The following is an 11,520-nucleotide window of genomic DNA, read 5'->3' as shown; positions in this document are numbered from 1 at the left end:
GATACTACGTAATGGCCAGAGGCTCCTATTTGTATTTTGTCATCTAACCAATAGGAGGCAAGGGCTTCCAATCCATAGACACGCTTTTTATCGTCTATTTCATCGATAAGTAGCGTCGTTTTGTTGTAGCTTACCGATTTATCTGATTGAGAGTAATATGCGGCGGTTTGTATATTTAACTCTCCTGTGTCTAGACGATAGCCAAGTTCAAAACTATTCGTTTTTATCCCTGACATTTTTGACTTGTCGACGTTGATGCTTTTGTCCAACGTCCAGTGTTCGCCAACCAATGAATAGTTTCCTTGACCATAGTATTTGGCAGGATCGGCGAGATCGAAACCCTGTGAAAAGTTGGCCCAGATTTGTGAATCTTTATCGAGATGGTAGACCGTACCTAGATTAAAAAGGCCCACACTGTAGTCAGTTTTCCCACCTGGTACTACGTCGGCCGAAGTGCCATTGCCTGCGGAAATTTGTTTTTGTTGGCTGTAACCAATGAAATCGTCAATATCGTTAGTGATGTATTGGTATCGAAATCCACCTTCTAGGCTCCAATCATCGGTTAATGCATAGTCGCTTGTACGAATCCCGCAATAGAGCTCACTTCAACGCCGGGGTAGCGACCAACTTTTGAATAGGTTTTGTTGATTAAATTTCCAGAATTATTAGCCGTAGTTGAATCATAAAGTGCCTGATTGCTATCGAGTTTGTCTTGGTACGCATCAATACCATAAACGAAGTTAAATCGGTCAATGCTTTTCGCGAGTGCAGCTTTTAATGACACCACATCCGTAATTTGTTGGCCTGACGATTGATAATACGGCGTGTACGTTTGGTCTTCCTGACGATATGAGGCTTCAGCTATCAATTGATGACCAAGGAATTGTTCATCGATATAAGAGGCACTGAACATCATGCGTTCCGTACCGTGTTCGCGATCAGAATCAAAACCTTTTCGTACATCAACAAAGTCTCTTCCGACAATGTAAAGTCCGTAAGGCGAGTCTTGTTGGCTATCATAATATTGCGCTAAAACGTTTAGCTTTTTAGTTTCTGAAATATTGACGCCAATAGTAGTGAGGACATCAACGGTTTGGTTAAATTGCAATGAACCTTGTGAAATGTCTGGTGTAACGAGTTCTCCATTGGCATCGAAGTAACCTTGCGTTTCGCTATAGACGACAGATGCACGCGCCTGTAATTTTTCATTACCTGCTGAAATGGACTGACCAATTTTATAATCAAAATCTTCGTTCGAGTTGAAGCCCGATGACCCGCTGACAAACGTTTCTAGCTCTAGGTCTTCGCTTTGAGCCTTTTTGGTGATGATATTAATGACGCCACCTGATGCACCTGCGCCATAGAGAGATGTTGCGCCTGAAAGTACTTCAATGCGATCAATATTGAATGGATCAATAGAATCTAAGTAACGACTAATTTGACGAGAGGATTGCAAAGAAACACCGTCGATCATGACAAGCATTTTACGTCCGCGTAAGTTTTGCCCGTAGTTAGTTCGCGCGCCACTACTCACATCCAAAGATGGAATCGCGGAGGCTAGGATTTCACCTAGCGATTTCCCACCACGATATTCCTGTTCAATCAATTCAGATTCAATATACCAAACCGTACCTGGTATATCGCTGATTGCCTTAGGGGTTCGGCTAGAAACGACCACGAGCTTCTCATCGGTTGTGTATTCTTGTGCTTGGGCTGTAAACACTGTGCAAACCGTGCCAACCGCGATTGCTGCGGTGGAAACTTTTAAACGTCCTTTTTTAATGTTCATTTTCTTCTCTATGTTGATACAAAGTCTTTTGAGCAGTAAGCTGACTTTTAATTTGCAAATAAGAATCATTATTATTGTATTTTTGATGCAAAAATACAATATGGGGCTATAATTTTTGTTCGAGCTTGTTAGATTAAGCGGGGAGAAGCCTTAAACTACGAGTGCTACCACTTTAAAAAATCGTTTTGGAAATTAAGCGTATAGCATCAAAAAAGACAGGCCTTAATCAGACGAGAAGGGGATTGGAGCTGATTAGCTCTTCAAATTGGAAATTTTGTTGAGAAGTTGCTGCCGTTGTAACTCTGACGCATTCATCACTTCATTGTAAGTACGTTTCATCACGCGAATATCATTTTCTAATAACTGGGTGAGTTTATCTGCTGCTTGTTGGTTATACCCGCTCAGGAGTAATTCAATGATATCAAGCCTGCGCTGGCAAGAGGTAGTGACTGAAGATTGAAGTTGCATTGAGACAAGATCGGACGCTTTCCGCAGACGATTATGTTGTTGCATAATGCTCAAGAAAAAGCGATTACGTGAACATGCCGCTAGTTGTTCATGAAATTCGGCGCTGAGATTAAATAGTTGGTTAGCAGTGACCGATTTTGGTTTTGCTATAGCCTTTACATGCTTGTCACGGCAACGTTCTAGACCTTTTCGGTTAAGCTTCCAAGTTGGCTCAAGTAAACCGGCAGGTTCAAAAAGTAGGCGACAACGATAACTTTCCGCATGACTATCGAGAGTATTCAAAACTCCGTCAAGCTGCCATTTATAACCTGGACTATGGCGTAAGATGGCGTCGTTTTCCAATAAGCGTAATACGTTCTGGACTTCACCGCGATGAGCGTTATAACGCTGCTGCAGGTCTTTCTCTGAAAATGAAGAGTTCAACTTGCCAAAAAACAAGTCTATTAGAATCTGCAAGTATAATTGTTCTTCACGAGATGGTTCATTACTGTTTTGGTAGCAATCGTTAATGTGTTCCGCAGCAATTTGTAATACGAACCCCTTGTAAGGAACTGCTTTAGTGACGCCTTGCGCGCACAGGTGTTTTAAAACGGCACGAACCGGCGTTCGCGAAACTTCGAATTGCTGCGCTAAGGATGACTCATTAAGGCTGCTACCTGCTTGTGCGTTATCGGCTTTAAGCCTTGCGATAAGCTTGGACAACAAATCTTGTTGGAGTCGAGTCATTGCAGTTGTGTTCATGAAACTCTAATCGTTGTTTTAATTACCTTAATTACAAATATGGTAAACATAAACGAATTGTATTGCTATTAATTGTTCTTCCATTACGTAAATGCGATTGGGCGGGTTTTCACAAAAGCGGCACGTAGACTCGCACCGCTTTGCGTATCTGCGAAGTGATTTATGTGAACGGGTAGGGAATATGGGTTATCAAATATCTAAAACAAATTTTTCTATGGCTTTGGCGACGCGTGGTTGTCATTGCTTTCGGTAATGTAATCTGCGATCTGTTTGGTTTCTTCCATCGCATTTTCCATTGCAATACCGAGTCCCGCAAATTCCAACATATGGTGATCGTTCTCTGCATCGCCCATACTGATCACTTCTTCAGCTTTGATTCCTAGGTGTTCTGCAATAGCAGCAATGCCAATCCCTTTATTGCTGAGCGGGTTTAAAAACTCTAAAAAGTACGCGGCACTCTGCACGACGGTGAAGGAGTCGCGTAATTCTTGAGGGACTGCAGCAACTACCTCGGTGAGTTTACTCGGTTCTGCGACCATCATTGCTTTGATGATTGGGTGATCGTCTTCCAATGATTCAAAGTTCATTTCAGTCACTTCGAGACCGTTTATTTTGGCCTCAATATCGGTGTAAGGGTTATTTTCATTGGTAATCAGGCCATGCTCTTGGCTAAATGCATGTACGTAAGCACCGAGTTCCTTTGCATGTCGTGCAACAAGTTTTGCTGACTTACCATCAATAATGTTTTGATGAATGATCTCATTAGTACCGACGTTTTTTACAATGGAACCGTTGTAACAAAGCACAAAATCTTTATCAGAGCCAATATTTAACTCTTCTAACTTGCTCTGCATACCTTCAATAGGCCTACCGGATGCGAGCACAACAGTAACGCCTGCCTCACGAGCCTTAGCGATCGCTTGTTTGTTTTCTTCAGAGATGATTTTGTCGCTGTTTAACAAGGTACCATCCATATCGAGGGCGATCAGTTTATACATTTTACTTACCTTAAAAGTGAGAGAACTAACATCTAGACCCACTATGAAACTACAAAATGGCCTATTTTAACAATTAATTTTTGGTTTAAATTGACCTCGACACGCCTGTCCATTATGGTCTTCGCCTCAAAGTATGATGAGTTGAGTGAGTTCTACGTTGTATAAGCTAAATGAGATGTTTGAAACCATCCAAGGAGAAGGAATCTTTACGGGTGTTCCGGCCGTTTTTATTCGTTTACAAGAGTGCCCTGTAGGGTGCTCATGGTGCGATACGAAACAGACTTGGGAAGCCGCAGAATCGGACCAGCGGACAATTGGTGATATTCTGGTTAAGACGGGAGACTCTCCAACTTGGTGTGTTGCATCAGCAAGTGACCTCGTAGAGCAATATAAGCATCAAGGTTTTAACGCAAAGCACATTGTTATCACTGGCGGTGAGCCGTGTATTTACGATTTACGTCCTTTGGCCGAAGCTTTTGAAATTATTGGGTGTCAGTGTCAGATTGAAACCAGTGGCACGTATGAAGTGATAACGACTAATAATACTTGGGTGACAGTGTCACCAAAAGTGGCAATGAAAGGTAAACTGCCAGTATTGAAGAGTGCGTTAGAACGCGCGAATGAAATAAAACATCCGGTAGGTACTCAGAAAGACATTGATCATCTTGATGAATTGTTGGCTTCTGCTGGCGTTTCTCCAAAAACCATAGTTGCACTTCAACCAATCAGCCAAAAACCACGAGCAACACAATTGTGTATTGATACGTGTGTTGAACGGAATTGGCGCTTATCGATTCAAACTCATAAATATTTAAGTATCGCTTAAACTTGGAGAGCAAAATGAAAAAAGCCGTCGTTGTTTTTAGTGGTGGGCAGGATTCAACTACATGCCTAGTTCAAGCACTGAAAGAATTTGATGAAGTTCATGCGATTACTTTTGACTATGGTCAGCGCCATAAGTTAGAAATTGAAGTCGCTCAGAAGCTAACTCAAGAGCTAGGGGTTAAAGCGCATAAAGTGATGGATGTTGGCTTGCTCAATGAATTGGCCATCAGTTCGTTAACCCGAGACGACATCCCGGTGTCTCATGAACTACAAGAGAATGGTTTGCCAAACTCATTTGTTCCGGGTCGCAATATACTGTTTTTAACATTGGCAGGGATATACGCGTATCAGATTGGTGCAGATACCGTCATCACTGGTGTATGTGAAACCGACTTTAGTGGCTATCCAGACTGTCGTGATGATTTTGTAAAAGCAATGACTTCGGCGCTGGTAAAGGGTATGGACCGAACGCTTAAAATAAAAACGCCGCTTATGTGGTTAAACAAAGCCGAAACATGGGCGCTTGCCGACCAATATGACGCGCTGCAACTCGTGCGTGAAAAAACACTAACGTGTTACAACGGCATCATTGGTGATGGATGTGGAAATTGTCCATCATGTGACTTACGTAAAGCAGGATTAGACGACTACTTGAACAATAAAACAGCCGTTATGGCATCGTTGATTCAAAAGCAGAAGTCTCAAGGCTAATCGGCTCGTCATAAGCTTCGATAATCGTACCGCTACTGTTGTGTTTAGCCTGATACAAAGCTTGGTCTAAGATCGTATACAATTCATCAAAATTGGTTAATGGTTTTGATGTCGATAAATAGGCTAAGCTTGCGGAAACGGTTACTGCTTTCTTCTCTTCCGTCTCGCTTTTTCCCACATTTATGGTTTGTTCTGAAATGGTCTTATGTAAGCTTTGAACACGGAAGGCTACCTCCACGTCATCGACGTTTGTGAGTAAGACGATAAACTCCTCGCCACCTAATCGACCAATGCATTCACCTTTGTTAAGTTGTGCGGCTATGCTGCTACAGACTTGTTGTAACACAAGATCACCGGTCGGGTGCCCGTACGTATCGTTGATGGCCTTAAAGTTATCTAGATCGATTAAAACTAAGACGTAACGCCTATCCGCTTTTGCATGAGTCGTCTGTTCTTTTATCGTTTTGATCGTAGTTGCTCGGTTTAACGCACAGGTTAAACTATCTAAGCGAGCTTTATTTTTTGTCTGGCGTTGAACGAGTAACGCTAAAATTAATAAGGTGATCAAACAGAACACTAATATATTGTAAGCTCGTTTTTGTTCAGTTAGCTTTTTAAATTCACTTTGTTGTAAACGACGTTCATTGTTAAGGCGAATGCGTTGAAGCTCAAATTCATATTCATTCTTGGATAAGCTTAAGGCTTCTAACGCCTTGCTTGTGCTAGCATCTCGACTGGCGAGCTCAAGTTTAGTGTACGACTCTGAATGCAACAGCGCCATTTTATAATTTTGATTGGCAGAATAAGCATCAGCGAGCAATCTTTCTGCTTTGGCTTGGAGAAGTGGTCTGGATATTTCGGTTGCTATAGTTAATGCCTTTTGACCATGTCGTATCGCGTTGGCAATGTCATTGTGTTTAAGATAGGAAAAACCAGCGGTTAAATGAGCCTCGGTTTGCAGATGCATGTTTTCATGGCGTTCACCAAGCCCTAACGCCGCATCAATGTAACTGACGGATTCTTCTAACTTCCCAACTTCAGCCATTGCAGAAGCAAGCCCTAAGTAGACAAGACCCTGCCATAAGGGTAGTTAAGTTGCTCGAGAAGCATTAAAGAGTTCTGGTAATGAGTTATGGCTTTTTCAAATTTGTTTGCTTTACTGTACATGGCGGCCAGGCTGTGCTCTGTTTGCGCAACCTTTAACTGTTCTTCGTTAGCCTGACGCGCGAGTAGGGCTTGAATTAGGTATTTCTCAGACTGTTCGAATTGCCCCAGCTCTGCGAACAAATTTCCCACATCATTGTAGACACCGGAAGCATCACTTTGTGCTGGCATTACTTCCAACAGATGTCGATAAACACTTAGTGCTTTTTCATTTTCTCCACGAAAGTTGTAATTATTGGCAATGACTCGGAGTGCGAGATCGATGGGGACGCTTTCTTGGCGCTGTTGTTGTAAATGGTTCTCTAATGATGAGCAGAAAAAGTGAGCATTATCGTATCGTCCTTGTTGGTTCAAGGTGTAGCAAAGCTGATAGCTCATCAGCGCTTGGCTATCAATATCTGAGATGTTTTTCATCTCATTGCGCAACGTAATGAAACGGTCCACTGATGCTTCATAACTACCATGTTTACGTTCGTTTAGTGCAAGAATGTATTTTGATTCAAGCTCAGAAAAAGGGTTTTTGATGGTTTGACTGCTGCCATAGTAGGGTTGTTTGATGTTGGTCATATATTCGTAAATTAAACCACTTACATACAGCTTCTCACTGATCGAGTTGACAGTGTGGTATCTGTTTTGAAGCATAGTCAATGCCGACTTAGAGTTTGTTTTCAATGTAGTTTGATAGACGGCATGCCATTGGGTAACACTTCGGTCTTGAGGTTGGGTTTGAGCTGTGTTCGCATGGACTTGAATGCCAAACAATAGGCATAAAAACAAGGGGGACAAGGTGCGCATTTTTGATCTGCGTTGTGTTTTTTTCATCGTAGGGGATATTATTTAGTGATTACTCATTATGTAATGTTTGGAAGGCGAGAGTGAAGGGTATAAACGTAATAAATAAAGCTAAATTATGAAGTGCATCGGAATTTATACAGAAAAGGAAAGTACCTACAATCTAGTTCTAGAGGTTGTGAACTAAAAAATGAGACTGCAAATACAACACGGATATAAAAAGACCTCAGTACTTTGAGGCCTTATACAGTCTTTGGTTAGGATTAAGCTTTGTAGCTTATTCTACGTAAAGCTTGGCGAGATCTTGAGGTTCCATCTCTTTGCCTTCCAACTGATCGTTCCAGTTTGTTCCAACCAGAACGCCGTCCTCAGCAAGAGTGAGCAGCCAATCCTCAACAAAGATATCTAATGGGATTTCTAGAACTGAGAAGTCTGCCCATTCATCGACATTATGCGCTTGAGCATCTTCCTTAGAAGACCAAAAAGGCATGACTTCGCTATTCTCGAACTCAGTTGAATCGCAGGACAGCCAGCCTTCCTCATTACGTAATCCCCAAACCAGCTGGTTTGCTTTGGTTTCTGATACGAAAAGATCAAGGTTTGCCTGAATATCTGATGTAAGTTTGCTCATTTCAAAACTCTCACTATTATGATGCCGCTAGAGTAACACTAAAGGCTCAATTCCTAAAGCTTAATAGGGGGTTGTACAGTTAAAACAAAAGGGACCGAAGCCCCTTTTTTATTTTTTTCATTGGTCACTTAAGCAGTGAAAAGATATTTAGTTTTTAGGTAACGTGGTAAATATTGTCCATTCTTTTTCGACTGCACCCTTATGACCGACGACAGTTGCTGTTACTCTTCGGTTTTGGGCATGAGTCACTTCGTCAGTTCCTTGAACTGCTAAAACAGTATCACCATAACCCACAATCGTAACACGGCTTGGACTGATGCCATTTTTGATCAGCTCTTGCCTTACATTTTGCGCGCGACGTTTAGATAAGTCCAAGTTGTGCTCTGCGGTTCCTGTGCGGCTAGCATACCCTTGAATTTCAATCGAGGTACTTGGGTATTCTTTCAGGAACTCAGACAGTTCACGAATTTGGTTAGTGAAAATAGGGTTAATGACGTCTGAGTCGTTGGCAAATAGAACACGAAGCTGCATTTGTTGCGACGTATTCGCATACTTACCACAGCCATCATTATCAATTTCTGCTCCAATAGGAGTGCCAGGGCAGAGATCTCTTTCGTTGATAACACCGTCACTGTCATCATCTACTAAATCAGCGGGTTGATCTGCAACTGGCGTTTCGATGTATTCGTATTCGTCACCATCTTTTTGGTTTGTCGAACTGCAAGCGGAGATGGCAAATGTGAGTGCAATAATAGAGATGTATTTCATAATTAGTACTCCACTTTCTCTAGCCATTCTTCCGGAACTTCTACTCTTAATGCACTAAGAAGTTGGCCTGTCGCATTCATCACTCGATATTTCGCGTATTGCTCTGCGTACTTAGAATCAAGGTAATCTTTACGCGCTTCAAACAGCTCGTTTTGTGTATTCAAGAGGTCAAGAAGAGTTCGTTTACCAATCCTATATTGCTTTTCATACGCGATGACGGTTTCGGACGCAGAATCAACGTGATCAGCTAAAAATTCTTTTTGTTGCAGCGTCAAATCAAGTGCGCTCCAAGAAAGTTTCAGGCCTTCTTCTACATTTCGGTATGCACCTTCGCGTAAGTCTTTCGCTTTGTTCAATTGATATGCGTAGTTTTCTGCGTTAGCAACGTCACTGCCTCCGTTAAACAAGTTGTAACGTAGGCGCAGCATGGCAAGTGTTTCGTCACTTCTGCCTTTTAAACCGTCTGCATCGTCTTTCCAAGTTTGCGAGGCCTCAATAGAGATCGTAGGGTAGTAGACCCCTTTAGATTGTTTGTATTGAAACTTAGCAGAGTCTACATCGGCAAGAGCAATTTGAATCACAGGATGTACTTGGTGAGCCAAACTGACGGCCTCTTCTTCAGTGTGAGGTATAAAATTTTGGTCAGCACGAGGGAAGATTAATCCTTGCGGTGTTTGCCCAACTAAGCGAGTAAACATGGTATGCGAGTCGTACAGGTTATTTTGGGCTGCAGCAAGATTTCCGTGCGCTTTAGCTAAGCGAGCTTCAACCTGCGTCATGTCCGCGGTCGACCCGATGCCAGACGTGACCCGTTTTTTGATGTCAGTATAAATATCTTTGTGTACCGCGAGGTTGTCTTCTGAGAGTTTTAACACCTCATAAGCTTTAACTGCATCTAGATAAACTTTCGCCACTTCAAGTGCCTTATCTGACGCATCAGCCAAGAGTTGGAATCTCACCGACTCAGCATCAGCCGCGGTTCGATCAATATCATTAAGCGTAGCACTGCCATCCCAAATTAATTGGGTTAAAGTGACAGACGCCTCTTTTCTGGTGTAGTCAGTATTGCCTCTACCTACTTCGTCTGATGGGTCAATCCCTTCATAACCAATACCTGCATCTAAATCCAATGATGGTAGGTAAGCGCCTGACGCAGCATCATTTACGTAGCGTCTACTACTGAATTCATTAAATGCACTTTTGATATCTGGGTTATTTTCTAACGTTAGGGCGACAGCTTGCTCTAACGTTTGACCGAAAACGGGTAAAGACACTAAGCAGCAACAGTAAAGAGCAGTGTTGAGTCGGTTCCATTTCACGGTAGCTCTCCTAAAAATCATGTCGATTTTTGTTAAATTATCTCAAATGTGAGATAGCGCATACAAATAACAGTGTTTGGTGAGAAAATTATCAACCTACTGTTAAACCTAGGCTTTTTATAAGTAAATTCAAGGCCTTTATTGCACGAATCTTACCATAACAAATCAGCATGTCTGCCATTGAAAGTGGTCAAAGCTACAGAAAGTCTTGAATTTTTAACATCATAGCAGACTTCCAAATAGTAAAATATGATTGAACAACGAACCCCGCCCCTTGAGCTCTAATCATCTATCCCATTACACATACAACGAAAAAGCTATGATTTTGACTAAACTATAGACGTAAATGATGAGGTGACAAACTTTTGACTTAGTTTGAGTGGGACGAGGTGGATTATGGATCGAGTAATGTTGAGCTCATTTGCGGGCAATATTGTGGTTATCGGACTTGACGGTAACATCAGAACTCTTGAGGAAGGAGAGCAACCTCGTCCTGGGGAACTGGTAATTGAAGAAATTTCAGATACTTCTGACTGGTAGTTGAACAAGTGACCCCTGAAGGCAGTTCAATAAATGTAACGAACGACATTACCGCTTTAATTGATGCCATTGCAGCTGGTGAGGACCCTACACAACTCGGTGAAGATTTCGCTACTGCAGCGGGTGGGGCAAATGGGTCTAGCCCACAAACAACGGGGGCCATCGCTCGAACTGGTGCGGAATCTCTCGCGAACACCAACTTTGAAACGCAAGGACTGGAAGGAGTAGGGTTTTCGGTCACTCAAATTCAAACTATTCTGCAAATATTTCAGCCGCCAGAACCGACGACAGTTCCAATTCCGGCCACTTCAGAAGTCTCTACAATAGATAGTCCAACCGTAAACGAAGGTGACTCTGTTATCTTTGAAGTGACGCTTGATCAAGCCACAGAGCAGGAAACTACGATTGATTTTACGTTGGCAGATGTGACTGCCATTGGTGGTGAAGAAGGCCGAGATGGCGTTGATTATGTCAACTCACAAGTGTTGATAACTTTGCCAGATGGTACGACTCAACAGGTCGCCGTTAATGAAGATGGTACTTTTAGCGTATCCATCCCGGTCGGTGTTGAATCGTTCACTGTTGGCTTAGACACGATTGATGATTCAACTTACGAAGGAGCAGAGACCTTCACTTTATCTGGGGTAACCCAAGAACAAGAGTCTCCGGTTACTGGTACGGCAACAGTGTTGGATGATGATCCGAAGCCAACAATTATTGATGTCAGTCTCACCAATGAGCTAAACAATACAGAAGTACCGGAAGGCGAACTCG

7 protein-coding genes and 4 pseudogenes are annotated in these 11,520 nt (G+C 42.4%); 4 read left to right on the top strand and 7 right to left on the bottom strand.

The window, feature by feature from the left end; translation table 11 throughout:
• The 3 genes and pseudogenes from SU60_RS07290 to SU60_RS07280 all read right to left on the bottom strand — a co-directional run.
• A pseudogene (locus SU60_RS07290) lies at nucleotides 1-1,789 on the bottom strand (TonB-dependent receptor); the annotation flags it as partial.
• A 252-nt stretch (nucleotides 1,790-2,041) separates the two neighbouring features.
• Entirely contained in the window at nucleotides 2,042-2,998 is a 957-nt protein-coding gene (locus SU60_RS07285; RefSeq protein WP_041154943.1) for a GntR family transcriptional regulator, read from the bottom strand.
• Between the two features lie 189 nt (nucleotides 2,999-3,187).
• Nucleotides 3,188-3,996, bottom strand: a pseudogene (locus SU60_RS07280) (Cof-type HAD-IIB family hydrolase).
• A 175-nt stretch (nucleotides 3,997-4,171) separates the two neighbouring features.
• Between SU60_RS07280 and queE the strand changes: the two are divergent.
• The gene (gene queE, locus SU60_RS07275; RefSeq protein ID WP_041154942.1) at nucleotides 4,172-4,822 is read left to right on the top strand and encodes a 7-carboxy-7-deazaguanine synthase QueE; all 651 of its coding nucleotides are present in this window, start codon (nucleotides 4,172-4,174) and stop codon (nucleotides 4,820-4,822) included.
• Between the two features lie 14 nt (nucleotides 4,823-4,836).
• On the top strand, nucleotides 4,837-5,532 hold the full coding sequence (queC, locus tag SU60_RS07270) for a 7-cyano-7-deazaguanine synthase QueC (protein ID WP_041154941.1): 696 nt from the start codon (nucleotides 4,837-4,839) through the stop codon (nucleotides 5,530-5,532).
• Here queC and SU60_RS07265 read toward each other — a convergent pair.
• The 4 genes and pseudogenes from SU60_RS07265 to SU60_RS07250 form a co-directional block, all read right to left on the bottom strand.
• A pseudogene (locus SU60_RS07265) lies at nucleotides 5,492-7,491 on the bottom strand (tetratricopeptide repeat-containing diguanylate cyclase). The gene queC and the pseudogene SU60_RS07265 sit on opposite strands and share 41 nt — an antisense overlap.
• Nucleotides 7,492-7,765: 274 nt before the next feature.
• Nucleotides 7,766-8,119 (bottom strand): DUF2750 domain-containing protein, encoded by a 354-nt coding sequence (locus tag SU60_RS07260; RefSeq protein ID WP_041154940.1) that lies wholly within the window; start codon nucleotides 8,117-8,119, stop codon nucleotides 7,766-7,768.
• A gap of 147 nt (nucleotides 8,120-8,266) precedes the next feature.
• Nucleotides 8,267-8,887, bottom strand: coding sequence for an OmpA family protein (locus tag SU60_RS07255; RefSeq protein WP_041154939.1), 621 nt, complete (start codon nucleotides 8,885-8,887; stop codon nucleotides 8,267-8,269).
• A 2-nt stretch (nucleotides 8,888-8,889) separates the two neighbouring features.
• Nucleotides 8,890-10,206, bottom strand: a complete 1,317-nt coding sequence (locus tag SU60_RS07250; protein WP_041154938.1) for a TolC family outer membrane protein — start codon at nucleotides 10,204-10,206, stop codon at nucleotides 8,890-8,892.
• Between the two features lie 396 nt (nucleotides 10,207-10,602).
• Between SU60_RS07250 and SU60_RS22750 the strand changes: the two genes are divergently transcribed.
• The gene (locus SU60_RS22750) at nucleotides 10,603-10,746 is read left to right on the top strand and encodes a hypothetical protein (RefSeq protein ID WP_164833040.1); all 144 of its coding nucleotides are present in this window, start codon (nucleotides 10,603-10,605) and stop codon (nucleotides 10,744-10,746) included.
• Between the two features lie 8 nt (nucleotides 10,747-10,754).
• Nucleotides 10,755-11,520, top strand: a pseudogene (locus SU60_RS07245) (hypothetical protein); the annotation flags it as partial.

The sequence above is a fragment of the Vibrio mytili genome, assembly GCF_000830505.1.
Taxonomy (GTDB): Bacteria; Pseudomonadota; Gammaproteobacteria; order Enterobacterales; family Vibrionaceae; genus Vibrio; species Vibrio mytili.
Note: the sequence above shows the minus strand (reverse complement) of the source record. Positions and strands in the feature narration are given on the sequence as shown.